This window comes from Streptomyces sp. NPDC036822 (assembly GCF_055609145.1).
This window is the reverse complement of sequence record NZ_JBVJPY010000008.1, coordinates 45222-67005: the sequence shown is the minus strand read 5'-3', so window position 1 is coordinate 67005 and position 21784 is coordinate 45222. Positions and strand designations below refer to the sequence as shown.

Below are 21784 nucleotides of genomic sequence, written 5' to 3'. Positions count from 1 at the left end.
TGCGGCGCGGATATCCCCGAGGTCTCAACTCGGGAAAGATGGCCGCCCAAACCGGCTTTCGATCTTGCTCAGTTGACGGGAAGTGGACTATACCTGTCGGCGCACGACCCAAGCTGCATTCGAATGCGGTGGCGGGGCCCTTCGCCTGAGGCGAGCAGTACGGGCGACCGGTACACCGCCTGAGTCCTGAATGAAGGCGAGGACTTGAGCATGGGATCCACCTCCGCGCACACCAACGAGGGCCTCGGCCGCCGCGATCTGATCAAGCGCTCCGCCGCTCTCGGTCTGATCTCGGTGCCGACGATGAGCTTCCTGTCCGCCTGCGCCTCCGGCGGCGGTGGCAGCACGGAAGAGAGCAAGCCGAAGGGGAAGGTCTCCAAGGAGAACCCGTTCGGTGTGGCCAAGGGCGGCAAGATCGACGTCGTCGTCTTCAAGGGCGGCTACGGCGACGACTACGCCAAGGCGTGGGAGGCCAGCTTCGCCAAGAAGTGGGGTGTCACCGCCACCCACACCGGTACGCAGGAGATCACCGGCAAGCTCCAGCCGCGCTTCAACGCCGGCAACCCGCCGGACATCGTCGACGACTCCGGCGCCCAGAAGATCAAGATCGACGTTCTCCACAAGAACGGCCAGCTGCTCGACCTCGCCGAGGTCCTCGACGCGCCTTCGGTCGACGACCCCACCAAGAAGGTCCGCGACACCCTCATCCCGGGCACCCTCGACCCGGGCCTCCAGGAGGGCAAGGTCGTCGCGCTCAACTACATCTACACGGTGTGGGGCCTGTGGTACTCCGGCAAGCTCTTCCGGGAGAAGGGCTGGAAGGAGCCGAAGACCTGGGACGAGTTCCTCGCCGTCTGCAAGGACGCCACCGCCCAGGGCATCGGCGGCCTCGCCCACCAGGGCAAGTTCCCGTACTACATCAACGTCGCCATCATGGACCTGATCGCCAAGAAGGGCGGTCTCGACGCCATGAAGGCGATCGACAACCTGGAGCCCGACGCGTTCGTCGGCTCCGCCGCGGCCAAGGAGGCCGTCGAGGCGATCTACGAGGTCGTGGAGAAGGGCTATCTGATGCCCGGCACCAACGGCCTGACCCACACCGAGTCCCAGACCCGCTGGAACCAGTACAAGGCAGCCTTCATCACCAGCGGTTCGTGGCTGGAGAACGAGCAGCTGAAGCAGACGCCGGCCGACTTCGACATGAAGTTCATGCCGATGCCGCTGCTGCCCGGCTCCGTGATGCCGTACGAGGCGATCCGCGCCGGCTCCGGCGAGCCCTTCATCATCCCGTCCAAAGCCAAGAACCTGGCCGAGGCCAAGGAATTCATGCGGATGATGCTCTCCAAGGAGTGGTCGACGCTCTTCGCCAAGGAGGCCAACTCCCTCACCATCCTCCAGGACGGTGTGGACCCGAGCGTCAAGCTGCGTCCGGGGACGCAGTCGACGGTCGAGGTGTCCAAGGCGGCCGGACCCAACACCTTCCGCTACCTGTACACCGAGTGGTACAGCGAGATGGATACCGCCATCCAGAACGCCTCCAACGAGCTGATGGCCAAGCGTATCCAGCCCGCGGAATGGCTGAAGCGCGCCCAGGCCGCGGTGGACAAGGCCGCCAAGGACCCGGCGGCCAAGAACAACCGCCGCGACTGACCACGCTTCCACTGCCGGAAACCGCCGGGGACATCAGGGGCAGGAACGCCATGCGTAAAGGGCAGTACCAGTTCGTCGCGGGATTTCTCTTCGTACCCGTGGCGCTCTATCTGGTCTTCGTCATCTGGCCGTACATCCAGACGTTCGGCTACTCGCTGACCGACTGGAAGGGCCAGTCGCAGACCTTCTCGTTCGTCGGCCTCGACAATTACGTCGCGCTGTTCGAGGACGACATCTTCCTGGGGGCCATCTGGCACAACATCCTGTTCCTGGTGTTCATCCCGGTGATCACCATTCTGCTCGCCCTGTTCTTCGCCTTCATGGTGAACGCGGGCGGGCGGAGCCGGGCCGGCGGCGTCTCGGGCGTCGCCGGAGCCCGGTTCTACAAGATCGTCTACTTCTTCCCCCAGGTCCTGTCGCTGGCGATCCTCGCGGTGCTCTTCGGCGCCCTCTACCGCAGCGACACCGGCGGCATGCTCAACGGCCTCCTCCTCAAGCTGGGCCTGATCGACGAGGCCACCCCCGTCGAGTGGCTCAACGAACCCAACGTCGTGCTGTGGGCGCTGATGGCGATCGTCGTCTGGCATGGGGTGGGCTTCTACCTCGTGCTGTTCTCCGCCGCCATGCAGTCCATCCCGAGGGACATCTACGAGGCCGCGCTCATCGACGGAGCCAGCCGGGCCCAGTCCTTCTTCCGCATCACCCTCCCGCTGCTGTGGGACTCGGTGCAGACGGCCTGGGTCTACCTCGGCATCGTCGCGATGGACATGTTCGTCCTCGTCTCCACCATGACCTCGGGCGAGTTCGGCGGTGGCCCCGACCACGCCAGCGAGACGATGTCGACGGTGATGATGCGGAACTTCCTCTACTACGGAAAGAGCGGCTACGCCTGCGCCATGGGCGTGATCATGCTGCTGCTGACCTTGATCGTGTCCGTGGTCACGCTGCGCGCCACCCGCCGCGAGCGCCTCGAGTTCTGAGCGGGAGAGCCAACGATGACTGCACCCACCCAAGACACCGTCACGAAGGACGGCACGCTGCCCCGGCAGCGCGCGGGGGGCGACCGGGGCAGCGGCCCCGGAGGCCGGCGGAGCGAGGGCGTCGTCCTGAACGCCTTCTCCCACGGCTTCCTCGCCCTGTGGGCCCTGATGATCGTCCTGCCGCTGCTGTGGCTGGTGCTCAGCTCCTTCAAGACCGACGCGCAGATCGCCGGGTCCGCCTTCGGCTGGCCGGCCAACTGGTCGCTCGACGTCTTCTCCCGCGCGTGGGAGAAGGGCATCGGCGACTACTTCGTCAACACGCTCGTCGTGCTGGTGTTCTCCGTGCCGCTGACGATGCTCTTCGGCTCCATGGCCGCCTACGTCCTGGCGCGCTACCAGTTCTGGGGCAACCGCCTCGTCTACTACTTCTTCGTCGCCGGCGCGATGTTCCCCGTGTTCCTGGCCCTGGTCCCGCTCTTCTTCATGGTGAAGCTGCTGGGGATGCTGAACACGTACCAGGGGCTCATCCTCGTCTACATCGCGTACTCGATGCCCTTCACCGTGTTCTTCATGCACGCGTTCTTCCGGACGCTGCCCACGGCCGTCTTCGAGGCGGCGATCCTGGACGGGGCCTCGCACACCCGGGCCTTCTTCCAGGTGATGCTGCCGATGGCCAAGCCGGGCCTGCTCAGCGTGGGGATCTTCAACACGCTCGGGCAGTGGAACCAGTTCGTCCTGCCGACCGTGCTGATGCAGCCGCAGAGCGGTGACGACCCCGAGCGGTACGTCCTCACCCAGGGACTGATCCAGCTCCAGCAGCAGCAGGGATACGCCACCGACCTGCCGGTGCTCTTCGCCGGCGTGACGATCGCGATGATCCCGATGCTGGTCGTGTACCTGTCCTTCCAGCGGCAGGTCCAGGCCGGTCTCACGTCGGCCACGCTCAAGTAACGATCCACCCCGCCCGCGCGGGCGCCGAGGCCCCGGAGGACGTCCCCCTCCGGGGCCTCACGCATGCCCGCCCGGCGGGCCGCCGTGGCTCATACGAGCCTCGCCCCGCTCAAGGTCTTGACGGGGAACACCCCGAAGAGCTCATCTTAGAGTTCACAAGTTGGAGAAGAGGCCGGGGTCTCATTGGCGCGGCCCCTGCAGGCGGGAGTGGATGAGTCGATGGAGACTCCGGGGTCGCAGACATCTCTGCACAGGGCCAATCTCGAACGGGTCGTGCGCGCGGTCCGCATGGCGGGCTCGCTCACGCAGGCGGAGATCGCCCGTGCGACCGGTCTGTCGGCCGCCACGGTGTCCAACATCGTGCGGGAGTTGAAGGACGGCGGGACCGTCGAGGTCACGCCCACCTCCGCCGGCGGCCGACGGGCCCGCAGCGTCTCGCTCTCCGGTGACGCGGGAATCGTCATCGGCGTCGACTTCGGCCACACCCACCTGCGGGTCGCCGTCGGCAACCTCGCCCACCAGGTCCTCGCCGAGGAGTCCGAGCCGCTCGACGTCGACGCCTCCTCCGCGGAGGGGTTCGACCGGGCGGAGACGCTGGTCAAACGGCTGATCGCGGCCACCGGCATCGGCCAGGACAAGGTCGTCGGCGTGGGCCTCGGCGTGCCGGGGCCGATCGACGTCTCCTCGGGCACCCTCGGCTCCACCTCGATCCTGCCGGGCTGGACCGGCATCAACCCCGCGGACGAGCTGTCCGGCCGCCTCGGCGTGCCCGTGTACGTCGACAACGACGCCAACCTCGGCGCGCTCGGCGAGCTGGTCTGGGGCAGCGGGCGGGGGGTCAGGGACCTGGCGTACATCAAGGTCGCCAGCGGCGTGGGCGCCGGCCTCGTGATCGACGGACGCGTCTACCGGGGCCCGGGCGGCACCGCCGGCGAGATCGGGCACATCACCCTCGACGAGTCGGGCCCGGTGTGCCGCTGCGGCAACCGCGGCTGCCTGGAGACCTTCGCGGCCGCCCGCTACGTCCTGCCGCTGCTCCAGCCCGGCCACGGGCCCGATCTGACCATGGAGCGGGTCGTCCAGCTGGCGCGCGAGGGCGATCCGGGCTGCCGCCGTGTGATCGCCGACGTGGGCCGCCACATCGGCAGCGGTATCGCCAACTTGTGCAACCTGCTCAACCCCAGCCGCGTGGTGCTGGGCGGCGACCTCGCGGAGGCCGGCGAGCTGGTGCTCGCCCCCATCCGGGACTCCGTCTCGCGGTACGCCATCCCCAGCGCGGCCCGCCAGCTCTCGCTTGTCCCCGGAGCCCTCGGCGGCCGCGCCGAGGTGCTCGGCGCGCTGGCTCTCGCGCTGAACGAAATGGGCGATTCGACCCTGTTGGAGAGTGCCCTGCCCTCCGCTGCGGCCACCTCGACGCCTGCCTTCATTTAGATAACGGATGGCACCGTTGTCATCTCGTTAAGGATTTACTCCTTGACGTCGAGGTTGCGGCCGAGTTGACTTCCAGCCACCTCGGCCGCAACGTCGCGGCCTCGTCAGGGAGGCAACCCCACATGAACGCAATGACGCGCCGCGTCGTCATAGGCACGGCCGCGGTTTCGCTGGCCCTCTCCGTCGCCGCCTGTGGCAAGGCGGGCGACAGCGACTCGGGTAACGGGAACGGCGGCGACGGCAAGACCATCGGTCTGCTGCTTCCGGAGAACAAGACCACGCGTTACGAGACCTTCGACCGCCCGATCATCGAGGCGAAGATCAAGGCCCTCTGCTCGGACTGCGAGGTCAAGTACAACAACGCCGCGCAGGACACCGAGACGCAGAAGAAGCAGTTCGACGCGCTGGTCACGCAGGGCGTGAAGGTCATCATCCTGGACTCGGTCGACTACAAGGCCACCAAGTCCTGGGTCCAGCAGGCCGAGAAGAAGGGCGTCAAGGTCGTCGCGTACGACCGCCTGGCCGAGGGCCCGATCTCCGCCTACGTCTCGTACGACAACGAGAAGATCGGCCGCCTGCAGGGCGAGGGCCTCATCAAGGCCCTCGGCGACAAGGCGAAGGACGCCAACGTCGTCATGATCAACGGCTCGCCGACCGACCCCAACGCCCCGCTGTTCAAGAAGGGCGCCCACAGCGTCCTCGACGGCGGCGTCAAGAAGGTCGTCTACGAGCAGGACATCCCGGACTGGTCCCCGGACGAGGCCAACAAGAAGATGGGTGCCGCCATCGACTCCCTGGGCAAGGACGGCTTCCAGGGCGTCTACTCCGCCAACGACGGCATGGCCGGCGGCATCATCACCGCCCTCTCCAAGCAGGGCATCAAGGTCCCGGTCGGCGGCCAGGACGCCGAGCTCGCCGGTCTGCAGCGCATCCTGAAGGGCGACCAGTCCTTCACGATCTACAAGCAGATCAAGCCGGAGGCCGAGACCACCGCCGAGATCGCGGTCCGCCTGCTCAAGGGCGAGAAGATCGACGACCTGGTTCCCACCAAGGTCACCAGCCTCACCGGTGAGTTCAAGGACATCCCGGCGAAGCTGTACGACGCGCAGGTCGTGACCAAGGAGAACATCGGCTCCACGATCATCGCCGACGGTGTCTACGAGGCCGCGGCGCTCTGCGCCGGCGAGTACAAGGCCGCCTGCGACGCGGCGGGCATCAAGTAACACCCGCTGCCGGTCACGCCGTTCGGATCCCACAGACCCCCTCCGAACGGCCCCGGTCCGGTCCGGCGCTCCCGCCCCGTTCCACGCCCCGCAAGCGGGGGCGGGGCGCCGGACTACTTCGTCTCACACCCCCCTGCGTGCTCCCCCCTGTACCACCATCCCCGCCGGTCAGGCGGCGAAGGAGATGATTCACGTGTCCGCTACGCCCGTGCTGGCGTTGCGCGGAGTCTCCAAGCGGTTCGGCGCCGTCCAGGTGCTCACCGATGTCGAACTGGAGATCCATGCCGGAGAGGTCGTCGCCCTGGTGGGCGACAACGGCGCCGGCAAGTCGACCCTCGTCAAGACGATCTCGGGTGTCCACCCGATCGACGAGGGCACCATCGAGTGGGACGGCCGGCCCGTCCAGATCACCAAGCCGCACGACGCCCAGAACCTCGGAGTCGCCACCGTCTACCAGGACCTGGCGCTCTGCGACAATCTCGACGTCGTCGCCAACCTCTTCCTCGGCAGCGAGCTGCGCTCCGCGTCCGTCCTCGACGAGATCGCCATGGAGAAGCGCGCCAAGGAGCTCCTGGACACGCTGTCCATCCGCATCCCGTCGGTCCGCATCCCCGTCGCGGCGCTCTCCGGCGGTCAGCGGCAGGTCGTCGCCATCGCCCGCGCCCTGATCGGCGACCCCAAGATCGTCATCCTCGACGAGCCCACCGCCGCCCTCGGCGTCGAGCAGACCGCACAGGTGCTCGACCTCGTCGAGCGGCTGCGCGAGCGCGGCCACGGCGTCATCCTCATCAGCCACAACATGGCCGACGTGCGCGCCGTCGCGGACCGCGTCGCGGTCCTCCGCCTCGGCCGCAACAACGGCGACTTCAGGGTCGCCGACACCAGCCACGAGACGATCATCGCGGCCATCACGGGCGCCACGGACAACGCCGTGACCCGTCGCCAGGCGCGCCAGGCCACGAAGGAGGACGCGAAGTGAGCGACCTCGCCAAGACCCCCCAGCCCCGTTCCCCCGAGGCCCCCGCGAGCGGGACCGGCTCCGCCGCCCCGATCCCCGCCGTCGACCCGCGCCTGCTGGTCCGCGAGGAAGGCCTCAAGGGCTACTGGACCGAGTTCAACCGCAAGATCCGCGGCGGCGAGCTCGGCTCCCTGCCCGTCGTCCTGGGCCTGATCGTCATCGCGGTCGTCTTCCAGGTCCAGAACGGCAACTTCCTCTCGGCGAGCTCCGTCGCGAACATCGCCGTCTACTCCTCCGGCCTCGGCATCATGGCCGTCGGCATCGTCTTCGTCCTCATCCTGGGCGAGATCGACCTGTCGATGGGCTCCGTCGCCGGTGTCGGCGCGGCCGTCTGGGCCGTGCTCAACGTCACCAACGGCGTGAACGACCTGCTGTCGGTCGTGATCGCGGTGATCGCCGGTCTGCTGATCGGTCTGCTGCACGGCTTCTTCTTCGCCAAGATCGGCGTCCCGGCCTTCGTGGTCACCCTCGCCGGCTTCCTCGGCTGGAGCGGCCTGCAGATCTGGCTGATGGGCAAGGAGGGCTCGATCAACGCCCCCTCCGGCTCGATCGTCGAGAACCTCACCGCGTACTACTTCGAGGACAAGGGCGCCGCGTACGGCCTCGCCGTCGTGGCGGTCCTCGCCTACGCCGGCTCGCTGCTGCTCGACTCCAAGCGCCGCAAGGCCGCCGCGCTGCCGTCCCGCCCCACCAGCGAGATCGTGCTGCGCACCGCGATCGTGGCGGCCCTCTGCTTCGTCGTCGCCTACGTCCTGAACGAGCCCGAGGGCGCCCGCGGCCTGCCGCTGGCCCTCGTCCTCTTCGTGGCCGTCCTGGTGATCGCCGACTTCGTCGCCCGCCGCACCCTCTTCGGCCGCAAGGTCTTCGCGGTCGGCGGCAACGCCGAGGCCGCCCGCCGCGCCGGCATCAACGTCGACCGGATCCGGATCATCGTCTTCGGTGTCTCCGGCATGCTCGCCGCCTTCGGCGGCCTCTTCGTGGCCAGCCTCTCCGGCGGCGCCACCAAGAGCCTCGGCAGCGGCAACACGCTGATGCTGGTCATCGCGGCCGCCGTCATCGGCGGCACCAGCCTCTTCGGTGGCCGCGGCAAGGTCTGGTCCGCGCTCCTGGGCATGATCGTCATCCAGTCGATCCAGCAGGGCCTGAACATGATCGGCATGGCCAACGAGATCCAGTACATGATCACCGGCGCGGTGCTCCTCGCCGCCGTCGTGATCGACTCGGTCTCCCGCCGCACACAGAAGACCGCGGGACGCGCGTAACGCTCACCACAGTGCCCGGCGCCGGAGAACCGGCGCCGGGCACTGCTGCGTCCGGCCCTGTGTGACGCCGTACGCTCATCGGCGTGTCGGCCACACGAGTGGCGCGGAACGGCCCGCCCGATGACGACGGTCCGGAGCGGAACATTAGACTCGACAAATCGGCAAGCTCGACCAGCTCAAACGCAAGGAGGCACGGGTGGCTCTGCTGACCCGTATCAGGGGACCGCGCGATCTGGACCGGCTCTCCCCGGAACAGCTGGAGCAGCTGGCGAAGGAGATCCGGACGTTTCTCGTGGACGCCGTCTCCAAGACCGGTGGTCACCTCGGGCCCAACCTGGGTGTGGTCGAGCTGACCATCGCCCTGCACCGCGTCTTCGACTCCCCGAAGGACAAGGTCCTCTTCGACACCGGCCACCAGAGCTACGTCCACAAGCTGCTCACCGGCCGCCAGGACTTCTCGAAGCTCAAGATGAAGGGCGGCCTGTCCGGCTACCCCTCGCAGGCCGAGTCCGAGCACGACGTCATCGAGAACTCGCACGCCTCCACGGTCCTCGGCTGGGCCGACGGCCTGGCGAAGGCGAACGAGGTCCTGAGGAAGGACGACCACGTCGTCGCCGTCATCGGTGACGGGGCCCTGACGGGCGGCATGGCCTGGGAGGCGCTGAACAACATCGCCGCCGCCAAGGACCGCCCGCTCGTCATCGTCGTCAACGACAACGAGCGTTCCTACGCCCCGACGATCGGCGGCCTCGCCAACCACCTGGCAACGCTGCGCACCACCGACGGCTACGAACGCTTCCTCGCCCGCGGCAAGGACATCCTGGAGCGCACCCCCGTCGTCGGGAAGCCGCTCTACGAGACCCTGCACGGCGCCAAGAAGGGCCTGAAGGACTTCATCGCCCCGCAGGGCATGTTCGAGGACCTCGGCCTGAAGTACGTCGGCCCCATCGACGGGCACGACCTCGAGGCCCTGGAGTCGGCCCTGACGCGCGCCAAGCGCTTCGGCGGCCCGGTGATCGTCCACTGCCTGACCGAGAAGGGCCGCGGCTACCAGCCCGCCCTCCAGGACGAGGCCGACCGCTTCCACGCCGTCGGCAAGATCCACCCGGACACCGGTCTGCCGATCGCCTCCTCCGGCGCCGACTGGACCTCGGTCTTCGGCGAGGAGATGGTCAAGCTCGGCAAGGAGCGCGAGGACATCGTCGCGATCACCGCGGCCATGCTCCAGCCGGTCGGGCTCGACAAGTTCGCCAAGGCGTTCCCCGAGCGGGTCTACGACGTGGGCATCGCCGAGCAGCACGCCGCCGTGTCGGCGGCCGGGCTCGCCACCGGCGGGCTGCACCCCGTCTTCGCGGTCTACGCGACCTTCCTCAACCGCGCCTTCGACCAGGTCCTGATGGACGTGGCCCTGCACAAGTGCGGTGTCACCTTCGTCCTGGACCGGGCCGGCGTCACCGGCACCGACGGCGCCTCCCACAACGGCATGTGGGACATGTCGATCCTCCAGGTCGTCCCCGGACTGCGGCTCGCCGCCCCGCGCGACGCCGACCAGGTCCGCGCCCAGCTGCGCGAGGCCGTCGAGGTCACCGACGCCCCGACCGTCGTCCGCTTCTCCAAGGGCGCCGTCGGCCCCGCCGTACCGGCCCTGCGCCGCATCGGCGGCATGGACGTCCTGCGCGAGTCCGGGGCCGACACGCCCGACGTCCTCCTCGTGTCCGTCGGCGCGCTCGCGCCGATGTGCCTGGAGATCGCGGACCTGCTCGACGCGCAGGGCATCAGCACCACCGTCGTCGACCCGCGGTGGGTCAAGCCGGTCGACGAGGCGCTCGCCCCGCTCGCCGAGGGCCACCGCGTCGTCGTCACCGTCGAGGACAACAGCCGCGTCGGCGGTGTCGGCTCGGCCGTCGCGCAGGCCCTGCGCGACGCGGGTGTCGACGTCCCGCTGCGCGACTTCGGCATCCCGCCGCGCTTCCTCGACCACGCCTCCCGCAAGGAGGTCATGGCCGAGATCGGGCTGACCGCCCCGGACATCGCCCGCCAGGTCACCGGCCTCGTCTCGCGCCTCGACGGCCGCTACGAGGACAGCGAGCGGGCTGTGGAGCCCGCCCGCGACTGACGGCGGCGACGGAGCGTCACCACATTGGGCCGGTCGGACCACCCCACGGGGTGTCCGACCGGTCCTTTCGTGTGAAAGCCGTTCCGTCGGCGCGCGCCACCCCCCTGGCGTCTCGATCATGGGTCTGTGACCGACGGCACGGAGGTACGACGGTGAGCACGGACCAGAAGCCGCCACAGGCGAGCACCGGCATGTTCCGGACCAAGACGGTCGAGCAGTCGATCCGCGACACGGAAGAACCCGAGCACGCGCTCAAGAAATCACTCTCCGCCTGGGACCTGACCGTCTTCGGCGTCGGAGTCATCATCGGCACCGGCATCTTCGTGCTCACCGGCAAGGTGGCCAAGGAGAACGCGGGCCCGGCGACCGCGCTGGCCTTCGTCGCCGCCGGCATCGTCTGCGCCCTCGCCGCCCTGTGCTACGCCGAGTTCGCCTCGACCGTCCCGGTCGCCGGATCGGCGTACACCTTCGCGTACGCCTCCATCGGCGAACTCCCGGCCTGGATCATCGGCTGGGACCTCGTCCTGGAGTTCGCGCTCGGCACGGCGGTGGTCGCGGTCGGCTGGTCCGGCTACGTCCGCTCCCTGATGGACAACATCGGCTGGCATCTACCGGCGGCCCTGGAAGGCCCGGACGTGCCCAACGGCACCTTCGACATCCTGGCCTTCCTGCTGGTCCTCGTGCTGACCGTGATCCTGGTCCTCGGCATGAAGCTCTCCGCCCGGATCACGGCGCTCGTCGTCGCCATCAAGGTGACGGTCGTCATGATCGTGATCGTCGCGGGTCTGTTCTTCATCGTCGGCGACAACTACTCGCCGTTCATCCCGCCCTCGGTGACCCCGCCGGCCGGCTCGGGATGGGACGCCCCGCTCGTGCAGACGATCTTCGGCTACGAGCCCACCAACTTCGGCGTCATGGGCATCTTCACCGCCGCGTCCGTCGTCTTCTTCGCCTTCATCGGCTTCGACGTGGTGGCCACGGCGGCCGAGGAGACCAAGCTGCCGCAGCGGGACATGCCCCGCGGCATCCTCGGCTCGCTCTTCATCTGCACCGTGCTCTACGTCGCCGTCGCCCTGGTGGTCACCGGCATGCAGCACTACTCCGAACTGTCGGTGAGCGCGCCGCTCGCGGACGCCTTCAAGGCCACCGGGCACCCCTTCTACGCGGGCGTCATCAGCTTCGGCGCCGCCGTCGGCCTCACCACGGTCTGCCTGATCCTGCTGCTCGGCCAGACCCGGGTGTTCTTCGCGATGAGCCGCGACGGCCTCCTGCCGCGCTTCTTCTCCATCACGCACCCCCGGTTCCGGACCCCCTACCGGCCGACCATCCTGCTCGGCGTCATCATCGCCATCGTCGCCGGCTTCACCAGCATCAACGAGCTGGCCACCCTGGTGAACATCGGCACGCTCTTCGCCTTCGTCGTCGTGGCGGTCGGCGTGATGGTGCTCCGCCGCAACCGCCCGGACCTGCCCCGAGCGTTCCGCACCCCCTGGGTGCCGGCGCTCCCGATCCTGTCCATCGCCGCCTCGTTCTGGCTGATGCTCAACCTGCCGGGCGAGACGTGGTTCCGCTTCGCCGTCTGGATGGCGATCGGCATCGTCGTCTACTTCCTGTACGGACGACGCCACAGCCGCCTCGGCAAGGCGGGCCCGAACGCGGAGTACTAGACCCCGCCCTCGACACCTCAGGAGGCCGCCAGAAGGCCCTCAGGAGGCGTCCCGGACGGCACGCGGGCCCACGCACCGGGCCCCGTGCCGTTCCACCCGCCGCCGCAGCTCCCGGTCGGCCGTGACCACCACGCACGGCCGGCCTCCGGCGTTCCGGGCCAGCTCGACGATCAGGTCGTCACCGCTCCCGGGCGCCTCCTCGACCCGGACGCCCGGCACGGACTCGACGCCCCGCGCCGCGCCCTCCACGACCAGCACGACCTCGAAGGGCCCGCCCTCGGGCACCGGCCCGTCCACGAGCCGGTCACGCAGCCGCACGGCGGCCCCGCGCCGGTCGCGCCACCACCCGTCGGGCACCGACCCGACCACATTGGCGCCGTCGACGATCAGAAGCGGCGGTTCCGTACGGTCCATGGCGCCAGGATGTCAGCCGCCGGTCGCCGGGGACTTCTTCGCCGAGGCGGGGATCGGCGCGTCCTCACGGATCGCCTTCCACAGCAGCGACGCGTTCGGCTCGGCGGCGACGACCCGGTTCGGGTCCTTCTTGTCGTACGCCACCGGCAGCATGACGGTCTCCATGGTGCTCGGGTCGACGCCGTTCATGGAGCGGGCGAACTCGCTCAGGGCGGTCAGCGAGGCCAGTTCGGAGTCGGTGGTGAGCGCCTTGGTCGCCGAGTCGGCGATCTTGTAGGACTTCGTCGGGCTGCCCAGCAGGTCCTGCTTCTTCACCTCGGTGAGCAGGGCCGTCAGGAACTTCTGCTGGTTGCTGATCCGGCCGAGGTCGCTGCCGTCCTTGACGCCGTAGCGGGTCCGGACGAACGCGAGCGACTGCGTGCCGTCGAGCCGCTGGGGACCGGCCGCGAGGTCGAGACCGCCGGGGCCGTTCCGGATGGGCTCGTCGATGTCGACGGTGACCCCGCCTATCGCGTCGACCAGGTCCTTGAAGCCGGCGAAGTCGATCTCCATGTAGTGGTCGAGCCGGACGCCCGACATCTTCTCGACCGTCTTCACGACACAGGCCGGACCGTACTGCGCGTACACGGAGTTGAACATGACCCGCTGCGCGGTCGGGGCCGTGCCGCCGCCCGACGTCCCGCACGCCGGCCGGGTGACGAGCGTGTCGCGCGGGATGCTGATCGCGGTGGCCCGGGTCCGGCCCTCGGGTATGTGCACCACGAGCGCCGTGTCCGAACGGGCCCCGGAGACCTTGCCGCCGTCCAGCGCCGCGTTGGCGCCCGCCCGCGAGTCCGAGCCGAGCACGAGCAGGTTCTGCCCGGCGGTCGGCAGCCGCGGCGGGCGGTCGTCACCGAGGGCCTTGTCGAGGTCGACGCCCTTGATGTTGCCGTCGATGCTGGAGTACCCCCAGTACCCGGTGGCGCCCGCGCCCACCACGACGATCAGCAGGGTCCACAGCAGGGCGCGCCGGACGCGCTGCCCGCGGGTACGGGGTCTGCGCCGGGCGGCGCGCCCGGAGGGCGAGGTCGAGTTGTCCGTCATGGGTTCGCACTATAGACAGCCTTTCGACTCCCGTTCCCCGTACGGGTATCCGGGCGTTCCCCCTGGGGCGCACGGGCTGCCGGCACGGCCGGCGGCCCCGGCACCAGGAAGGTGCCGGGGCCGCCGGTTCCGCGTGCGATGCCCGAGCTACGCCGGGACGCTCGCCACGCCCTGCGCCAGGAACGGCTTGCCGTTCACCCGCTGGGAGACGCCCTCGCGGTCCAGGTACGGCGTGATGCCGCCCAGGTGGAAGGGCCAGCCGGCGCCCGTGATGAGGCAGAGGTCGATGTCCTGCGCCTCGGCGACGACACCCTCCTCCAGCATCAGGCCGATCTCCTGCGCCACCGCGTCCAGGACGCGGTCGCGGACCTGCTCCTCGGTCAGGACGGAGTCGCCCTGCACCAGGAGGGCGGCGACCTCGGGGTCCAGCACCGGCTTGCCGGAGTCGTAGACGTAGAAGCCGCGCTTGCCCGCCTCGACCACGCGCTTGAGGTTCGGCGAGACGGTGAAGCGCTCCGGGAAGGCGCGGTTCAGGGTCTCGGAGACGTGCAGACCGATGGCCGGGCCGACGAGCTCCAGGAGGACCAGCGGCGACATCGGCAGGCCGAGCGGCTCGATGGCCTTCTCCGCCGTCTCGACGGGGGTGCCCTCGTCGATGACGTTCTGGATCTCGCCCATGAAGCGGGTCAGGATGCGGTTCACGACGAACGCCGGGGCGTCCTTGGTGAGGACCGCGGTCTTCTTCAGCTTCTTCGCCACACCGAAGGCGGTGGCGAGCGAGGCGTCGTCCGTCTGCTCGCCGCGCACGATCTCCAGGAGCGGGAGGATCGCGACCGGGTTGAAGAAGTGGAAGCCGACCACGCGCTCCGGGTGCTGGAGCTTCGAGGCCATCTCCGAGACGGACAGCGAGGAGGTGTTGGTGGCGAGGATCGCGTGCGCCGGGGCGACCGCCTCGACCTCCGCGAACACCTTCTGCTTGACGCTCATCTCCTCGAACACGGCCTCGATGATGAAGTCCGCGTCCGCGAAGCCCTCGGCCTTGTCCAGGACACCGGAGACCAGGCCCTTGAGACGGTTGGCCTTGTCCTGGTTGACGCGGCCCTTGCCGAGCAGCTTCTCGATCTCGGCGTGGACGTAGCCCACACCCTTGTCGACGCGCTCCTGGTCGATGTCGGTCAGGACGACCGGCACCTCGAGGCGGCGCAGGAAGAGCAGGGCCAGCTGGGAGGCCATCAGACCGGCGCCGACGACACCGACCTTGGTGACCGGGCGGGCCAGCGACTTGTCGGGGGCGCCGGCCGGGCGCTTGGCGCGCTTCTGCACCAGGTTGAAGGCGTAGATGCCGGAGCGCAGCTCGCCGCCCATGATGAGGTCGGCCAGCGCCGTGTCCTCGGCGTCGAAGCCCTTCTGCAGGTCGCCGTCCTTGGCCGCCTCGATGATGTCCAGGGCGCGGTACGCGGCCGGAGCCGCGCCGTGCACCTTGGAGTCGGCGATGAACCGGCCCTTGGCGACGGCCTGGTCCCAGGCCTCGCCGCGGTCGATCTCCGGACGCTCGACGGTGACGGAGCCGTTGAGCACGGACGCCGTCCAGATCAGCGACTGCTCCAGGAAGTCCGCGCCCTCGAAGATCGCGTCGGCGATCCCCAGCTCGAAGACCTGCTTGCCCTTGAGCTGACGGTTCTGGTTCAGCGAGTTCTCGATGATGACCGAGACGGCCTTGTCGGCGCCGATCAGGTTCGGCAGGATCGCGCAGCCGCCCCAGCCGGGCACGAGGCCGAGGAAGACCTCGGGCAGCGAGAAGGCCGGCAGGGCCTTGGAGACGGTGCGGTAGGTGCAGTGCAGACCGACCTCGACACCGCCGCCCATCGCCGCGCCGTTGTAGTACGCGAAGGTCGGCACGGCCAGCGACGACAGACGCTTGAAGACGTCGTGGCCGCCCTTGCCGATGGCCAGCGCGTCGGAGTGCTGCTTCAGCAGCTCGACACCCTTGAGGTCGGCGCCGACCGCGAAGATGAACGGCTTGCCAGTGAGGCCGACACCGACGATCGAGCCGTCGGCCGCCTCCTTCTCGACCTGGTCGATGGCGGTGTTGAGGTTCGCCAGCGACTGGGGGCCGAAGGTGGTCGGCTTGGTGTGGTCGAAGCCGTTGTCCAGCGTGATCAGGGCGAACCGGCCCGCACCCGCGGGCAGGTCGAAGTGCCGTACGTGGGCGCTGGTGACGACCTCGTCGGGGAAGAGCTCGGCGGCGCCCTTCAGAAGCTCGGCGGTGGTGCTCACTTGCCCTCCCAGTGGGGGTTTTCCCAGATGACCGTCGCGCCCATGCCGAAGCCGACGCACATCGTGTTGAGGCCGTAGCGGACCTGCGGGTTCTCCTCGAACTGGCGGGCCAGCTGCGTCATCAGGCGCACGCCGGAGGAGGCCAGCGGGTGACCGTAGGCGATCGCGCCGCCGTACTGGTTCACGCGGGCGTCGTCGTCGGCGATGCCGTAGTGCTCCAGGAACGCGAGGACCTGGACGGCGAACGCCTCGTTGATCTCGAAGAGGCCGATGTCGCCGATCGACAGGCCGGCCTGGGCCAGGGCCTTCTCGGTCGCCGGGATCGGGCCGTAGCCCATGACCTCGGGCTCGACGCCGGCGAAGGCGTACGAGACGAGGCGCATCTTGACCGGGAGGTCGTTCTCGCGGGCGAAGTCCTCGGAGGCGATGATCGAGGCGGTGGCGCCGTCGTTGAGACCGGCCGCGTTACCCGCGGTGACGTTGCCGTGGACGCGGAACGGCGTCTTGAGGTTGGCCAGCGACTCCAGGGTGGTGCCCGGGCGCATCGGCTCGTCGGCGGTGACCAGGCCCCAGCCGGTCTCGCCGGCCTCGGCGTTGGTGCGGCGGACCGAGATCGGCACCAGGTCCTGCTGGATCTTGCCGTCGGCGTACGCCTTGGCGGCCTTCTCCTGCGAGCGCACGGCGTACTCGTCGGCGCGCTGCTTGGTGATGCTCGGGTAGCGGTCGTGCAGGTTCTCGGCGGTCATGCCCATGAACAGGGCGGACTCGTCGACCAGCTTCTCGCTGACGAAGCGCGGGTTCGGGTCCACGCCCTCGCCCATGGGGTGGCGGCCCATGTGCTCGACGCCACCGGCGATGACGGCGTCGTACGCGCCGAAGGCGATCGAACCGGCGACGCTGGTCACGGCGGTGAGGGCGCCGGCGCACATCCGGTCGATGGAGTACCCCGGGACGGACTGCGGCAGCCCGGCGAGGATGCCGGCGGTGCGGCCGAGGGTCAGACCCTGGTCACCGATCTGCGTGGTCGCCGCGATGGCCACCTCGTCGATCTTCGCGGGGTCGAGGCCGGGGTTGCGGCGCAGCAGCTCCCGGATGGCCTTCACGACGAGGTCGTCGGCGCGGGTCTCGTGGTAGATGCCCTTCGGGCCCGCCTTGCCGAACGGGGTGCGGACGCCGTCGACGAAGACGACGTCCCTGACGGTACGAGGCACGATGGCTCTCCTCCAGGTGCGGGATGGCACTGCACTGCTGCGGCGCACGCCTAAGCGCGCGCTTGCTGCCCCCATGCTACTTGCGGGTAACCAGGCTGCCCACCCCCTGGGGGCGGAGCGGCGAAGGTCACACCCCGAAAGGCGTACGGGAAAGCCCCCGGCGCGGTGCGCCAGGGGCTCTCACGGAACGGGACACGGCCGTCAGCCGGTCGCCGACAGCGCGGTGACCAGCAGCGGGGTCACCAGCTCCACCTGCCACGGCCGGGCGCCGAAGCCGGTCAGGGCCTCCGCGACCGAGGCCGCGGCCGGCGGGGCCGGCGGTTCCCAGCAGACGCGCCGGACCGTGTCCGGGGTGATGAGGTTCTCCTGCGGGAGGTTCAGCTCCTCGGCGAGGGCCGAGACCGCCGCGCGCGCCGCCGACAGGCGGGCGGCGGCCTCCGGGTCCTTGTCGGCCCAGGCGCGGGGCGGGGGCGGGCCCATGAGCGGCTGGCCGGGCTGGGGGAGCTCCGTGTCCGGCAGCGCCTTCGCGCGGTCCACGCACGCCTGCCACTGCTCCAGCTGACGCCGTCCCATCCGGTGGCCGAAGCCGGGCAGCGCCGTCAGCGCCGCCACGTTCGCCGGGACCGCGAGCGCCGCCTCGACGATCGCCGCGTCGCTCAGCACCTTGCCCGGTGAGACGTCCCGGCGCTGGGCGATCCGGTCGCGCGCCGTCCACAGCTCGCGCACCACCGCCATCTGGCGACGGCGCCGCACCTTGTGCATGCCGGAGGTGCGCCGCCACGGGTCCTTGCGCGGGGGCGCGGGCGGGGCCGCGGCGATCGCGTCGAACTCCTGAAGGGCCCACTCCAGCTTGCCCTGCCGGTCCAGCTCCTTCTCCAGTGCGTCACGCAGGTCGACGAGGAGCTCGACGTCCAGCGCGGCGTACCGGAGCCAGGGCTCGGGCAGCGGGCGGGTGGACCAGTCCACCGCGGAGTGGCCCTTCTCCAGGGCGTAACCGAGGACGGACTCGACCATGGCCCCGAGTCCGACCCGGGGGAACCCGGCGAGCCGGCCGGCCAGCTCGGTGTCGAAGATCCGCGTCGGCACCATGCCTATGTCGCGCAGGCACGGAAGGTCCTGGGTCGCCGCGTGCAGGATCCACTCGGTCCCGGCGAGCGCCTCGCCGAGGGCCGACAGGTCGGGGCAGCCGACCGGGTCGATCAGGGCGCTGCCCGCGCCCTCGCGGCGCAGCTGGACGAGATAGGCCCGCTGGCCGTAGCGGTAGCCGGAGGCGCGCTCGGCGTCGACGGCCACGGGGCCGCGGCCTGCGGCGAAGGAGGCGATCACCTCGGCGAGGGCCTCCTCGGTCGCCACCACGGGCGGGATGCCCTCACGGGGCTCCAGCAAGGGGATCGGCAGCCCGTTCGCAGGGACGTCGTCGTCCGGAGGGGCGCCCCCGGTGGTTCGCAGTGCTGTGTCTGCTGCGGTCTCTTGGGCGTCGGTCACCTGTCAAGGGTATCTGCGAACGGCAAGCGCCTGCCGACGGAACGTTCCGTCGACAGGCGCCGATCTTCTGTCAGCCGTTCACGGGGCCGCCGCCCGGTTCAGTGGATGATCCCGGTACGCAGCGCCACCGCGACCATTCCGGCCCGGTCCCCGGTGCCCAGCTTGCGGGCGATCCGGGCGAGGTGGCTCTTCACGGTCAGCGCGGACAGGCCCATCGAGACGCCGATGGCCTTGTTCGACTGACCTTCGGCGACCAGCCGGAGAACCTCGACCTCACGGCCGGAGAGCTCGCGGTAGCCGCCCGGGTGGCTCGGGGCACCCGGGGGGCGGCGGTGGCCGAGGCGGGCGGCCGCGGAGCCGATGGGGGCGGCGCCGGGGCGGGTGGGGTGCCCGATGTTCGTACGGGTACCGGTGACGACATAGCCCTTGACGCCGCCGGCCAGGGCGTTGCGTACGGCGCCGATGTCGTCGGCCGCGGAGAGGGCGAGGCCGTTGGGCCAGCCCGCCGCGCGGGTCTCGGACAGAAGCGTGAGGCCACTGCCGTCGGGAAGGTGGACGTCGGCCACGCAGATGTCGCGGGGGCTTCCCACGCGGGGGCGGGCCTCCGCGATGGAGGACGCCTCGATGACGTCTCGTACTCCAAGGGCCCACAGGTGGCGGGTGACGGTGGAGCGGACGCGCGGGTCGGCCACGACGACCATCGCGGTCGGCTTGTTCGGGCGGTAGGCGACCAGGCTTGCGGGCTGCTCGAGGAGAACGGACACACGGCCTCCTGGGGAGATGCGGGACGGAGCCGGCTCGGGGAAGAAGCCGGGGGCGACCCGAGCGGTGAAGGGGTCATTGACCTCTTCGGCAGCTGGGGCGCCCGCCTTTAGGGAATGATCACGATTTGGTGAGTAACAATTCGGGCAATTCGGACGCGTGATCGATCATCCTACGAGTGAGCCTCCCTGTCGGGGGTCTCACGGGCCCGCTTTCGGCCGCCGTCCGCGCCGTCCGCGGCGCGTGGTCCACGGCCCGCCGCGAGCCCGCCGGGATCCGGACGCGACCGAGGGCGTGTTCCCCGGACCGCTCAGGGCTGCTGCGGGCCCCGGCGCTGGGGCAGCGAGACGACGCCCGCCCCCGACGTGGTGCCCTCCCCGGCCTCGGGGGACGACGGCGGGAGCCCCGCGATCTGGCAGAGGAGGTCGCACCAGGCGGCGAGATGGGACCCCGTGTCCGGGACTCCACCGAGCCCCTCTCTCGGCGTCCAGGACGCCCGGATCTCGATCTGCGTCGCGGGCCGCCGGTCCGCGAGCCCGCCGAAGTAGTGGGAACCGGCCATGGTGACGGTGCCGCTCGCCTCCGCGTAGGCCAGGCCCCTCGCCTCCATCGCGCCGGTCAGCCAGGACCAGCACACCTCCGGCAGCAGCGGGTCCGCGGCCATCTCCGGCTCCAGCTCCGCCCGTACCAGCGTCACCAGGCGGAAGGTGCCCTTCCAGGTGTCGTGCCCCGCCGGGTCGTGGAGCAGGACGAGCCGGCCGTCGGCCAGGTCCTCCTCACCGTCGACGACGGCCGCCTCCAGCGCGTACGCGTACGGGGCGAGCCGCTGCGGAGGCCGGGTCGGATCCATCTCCATCTCCGGTCGCAGCCGGGCCGAACGCAGCGCCTCCACCGCCCGCCGGAACGCGGGCGGGACGGGGTTGGTCTCCGTGGTGCCCGCCGTCTCGCCCGCCTCTTCGTCGCCTTCGGAATGATCGGAAAAATGTCCCTGAGCCGCAGCCATGCGGGGAAGAGTAGGCGGAACGGGGCCCCCGCGCAGGGAGGGACACCCGGGCCGGGCGAGCGGCTTCCGCGCACATGCGAAGATTCTGGGCGTGAGTGCCAACGACGCCCCCTCGGGCCAGCAGACGACGCAGCAGCCGCAGACGTACGACTCCCCGTTCCTGAAGGCGTGCAGGCGTGAGCCCGTGCCGCACACGCCGGTCTGGTTCATGCGGCAGGCCGGTCGCTCGCTGCCCGAGTACCTGAAGGTCCGCGAGGGCATCCCGATGCTCGAGTCCTGCATGCGGCCCGAGCTGGTCACCGAGATCACGCTGCAGCCCGTGCGGCGTCACAAGGTGGACGCGGCGATCTTCTTCAGCGACATCGTCGTCCCGCTGAAGGCCATCGGTGTCGACCTCGACATCAAGCCCGGCGTCGGTCCCGTCGTGGCCGAGCCGATCCGCACCCGTGCCGACCTGGCCCGGCTGCGCGACCTGACCCCCGAGGACGTCGCGTACGTCACCGAGGCCATCGGCATGCTCACCGCCGAACTGGGATCCACTCCTCTGATCGGATTCGCCGGCGCGCCGTTCACCCTCGCGAGCTACCTCGTCGAGGGCGGTCCGTCCCGCAACCACGAGCACACCAAGGCGCTGATGTACGGCGACCCGCAGCTGTGGGCCGATCTCCTGGACCGCCTCGCCGACATCACCTCCGCCTTCCTCAAGGTCCAGATCGAGGCGGGCGCCTCCGCCGTCCAGCTCTTCGACTCCTGGGTGGGCGCCCTGGCCCCCGTCGACTACCGCCGTTCGGTGATGCCCGCGTCCACGAAGGTCTTCGACTCCGTCGCCTCCTACGGCGTGCCGCGCATCCACTTCGGTGTCGGTACCGGCGAGCTGCTCGGCCTCATGGGCGAGGCGGGCGCCGACGTCGTCGGCGTGGACTGGCGCGTCCCGCTCGACGAGGCCGTCCGCCGTGTCGGCCCCGGCAAGGCGCTCCAGGGCAATCTGGACCCCGCGGTGCTGTTCTCCTCGCGCGAGGCCGTGGAGGCCAAGACGGACGAGGTCCTGGCCGCCGCGAAGGGCCTGGAGGGGCACGTCTTCAACCTCGGCCACGGCGTGCTGCCCACCACGGACCCGGACGCCCTGACCCGGCTGGTGGAGTACGTCCACACGCACACGGCCGTCTGACACCCCCGCGCCCGGCCGGCGCCGTACCCGAACCGATGCCCGTCACCGCTCGCGGTGACGGGCATCGTGGTGCGTGCGTCGGG

At 70.0% G+C, this 21784-nt stretch carries 17 protein-coding genes; 10 read left to right on the top strand and 7 right to left on the bottom strand.

The features are described from left to right. The first annotated feature begins 210 nt into the window (after positions 1-210). The 9 genes from ngcE (at position 211) to ACZ68P_RS19965 (ending at position 12298) form a co-directional block, all read left to right on the top strand. Positions 211-1650, top strand: coding sequence for an N-acetylglucosamine/diacetylchitobiose ABC transporter substrate-binding protein (gene ngcE / locus ACZ68P_RS20005; RefSeq protein ID WP_471007867.1), 1440 nt, complete (start codon positions 211-213; stop codon positions 1648-1650). Between the two features lie 50 nt (positions 1651-1700). Further along, on the top strand, positions 1701-2630 hold the full coding sequence (locus ACZ68P_RS20000; RefSeq protein ID WP_471007865.1) for a carbohydrate ABC transporter permease: 930 nt from the start codon (positions 1701-1703) through the stop codon (positions 2628-2630). 15 nt (positions 2631-2645) lie between these two features. After that, entirely contained in the window at positions 2646-3581 is a 936-nt protein-coding gene (locus tag ACZ68P_RS19995; RefSeq protein WP_471007864.1) for a carbohydrate ABC transporter permease, read from the top strand. A 219-nt stretch (positions 3582-3800) separates the two neighbouring features. After that, complete coding sequence (locus tag ACZ68P_RS19990) at positions 3801-5012, top strand: ROK family transcriptional regulator (RefSeq protein ID WP_471007862.1); 1212 nt, start codon at positions 3801-3803, stop codon at positions 5010-5012. Between the two features lie 122 nt (positions 5013-5134). After that, positions 5135-6235, top strand: a complete 1101-nt coding sequence (locus tag ACZ68P_RS19985) for a substrate-binding domain-containing protein (protein ID WP_471007860.1) — start codon at positions 5135-5137, stop codon at positions 6233-6235. 184 nt (positions 6236-6419) lie between these two features. Next, positions 6420-7214, top strand: coding sequence for an ATP-binding cassette domain-containing protein (locus ACZ68P_RS19980; protein ID WP_365714014.1), 795 nt, complete (start codon positions 6420-6422; stop codon positions 7212-7214). After that, positions 7211-8515, top strand: coding sequence for a sugar ABC transporter permease (locus ACZ68P_RS19975; RefSeq protein WP_471007859.1), 1305 nt, complete (start codon positions 7211-7213; stop codon positions 8513-8515). The genes ACZ68P_RS19980 and ACZ68P_RS19975 overlap by 4 nt, the downstream gene beginning before the upstream one ends. Before the next feature lie 196 nt (positions 8516-8711). Beyond that, a complete protein-coding gene (gene dxs, locus ACZ68P_RS19970) occupies positions 8712-10631 on the top strand; it encodes a 1-deoxy-D-xylulose-5-phosphate synthase (protein ID WP_471007858.1) in 1920 nt (639 codons plus the stop codon). A 191-nt stretch (positions 10632-10822) separates the two neighbouring features. Then, positions 10823-12298 (top strand): amino acid permease, encoded by a 1476-nt coding sequence (locus ACZ68P_RS19965; RefSeq protein ID WP_471008227.1) that lies wholly within the window; start codon positions 10823-10825, stop codon positions 12296-12298. A gap of 39 nt (positions 12299-12337) precedes the next feature. On the opposite strand, the gene ACZ68P_RS19960 is transcribed toward ACZ68P_RS19965, so the two are convergent. The 7 genes from ACZ68P_RS19960 to ACZ68P_RS19930 form a co-directional block, all read right to left on the bottom strand. Beyond that, entirely contained in the window at positions 12338-12712 is a 375-nt protein-coding gene (locus ACZ68P_RS19960; protein ID WP_471007856.1) for an NTP pyrophosphohydrolase, read from the bottom strand. Between the two features lie 12 nt (positions 12713-12724). Next, a complete protein-coding gene (locus ACZ68P_RS19955) occupies positions 12725-13795 on the bottom strand; it encodes an LCP family protein (protein ID WP_471007853.1) in 1071 nt (356 codons plus the stop codon). A 147-nt stretch (positions 13796-13942) separates the two neighbouring features. Next, positions 13943-16072, bottom strand: a complete 2130-nt coding sequence (locus tag ACZ68P_RS19950; RefSeq protein WP_471007850.1) for a 3-hydroxyacyl-CoA dehydrogenase NAD-binding domain-containing protein — start codon at positions 16070-16072, stop codon at positions 13943-13945. Beyond that, positions 16069-17283 carry a thiolase family protein gene (locus tag ACZ68P_RS19945; RefSeq protein ID WP_471007848.1) on the bottom strand — a complete coding sequence of 405 codons (1215 nt, stop codon included), beginning with the start codon at positions 17281-17283 and terminating at the stop codon, positions 16069-16071. Before ACZ68P_RS19945 ends, ACZ68P_RS19950 begins: the two co-directional genes overlap by 4 nt. Positions 17284-17484: 201 nt before the next feature. Continuing rightward, positions 17485-18768 carry an HRDC domain-containing protein gene (locus ACZ68P_RS19940; protein ID WP_471007845.1) on the bottom strand — a complete coding sequence of 428 codons (1284 nt, stop codon included), beginning with the start codon at positions 18766-18768 and terminating at the stop codon, positions 17485-17487. Between the two features lie 98 nt (positions 18769-18866). Further along, positions 18867-19532 carry a response regulator transcription factor gene (locus ACZ68P_RS19935; RefSeq protein ID WP_365714029.1) on the bottom strand — a complete coding sequence of 222 codons (666 nt, stop codon included), beginning with the start codon at positions 19530-19532 and terminating at the stop codon, positions 18867-18869. 308 nt (positions 19533-19840) lie between these two features. Further along, positions 19841-20533, bottom strand: a complete 693-nt coding sequence (locus tag ACZ68P_RS19930; RefSeq protein ID WP_471007842.1) for a DUF3000 domain-containing protein — start codon at positions 20531-20533, stop codon at positions 19841-19843. Positions 20534-20624: 91 nt separating this feature from the next. Here ACZ68P_RS19930 and hemE point away from each other — a divergent pair, with 91 nt between their 5' ends. After that, positions 20625-21701 carry a uroporphyrinogen decarboxylase gene (gene hemE, locus ACZ68P_RS19925; protein WP_471007840.1) on the top strand — a complete coding sequence of 359 codons (1077 nt, stop codon included), beginning with the start codon at positions 20625-20627 and terminating at the stop codon, positions 21699-21701. Positions 21702-21784: the final 83 nt, after the last annotated feature.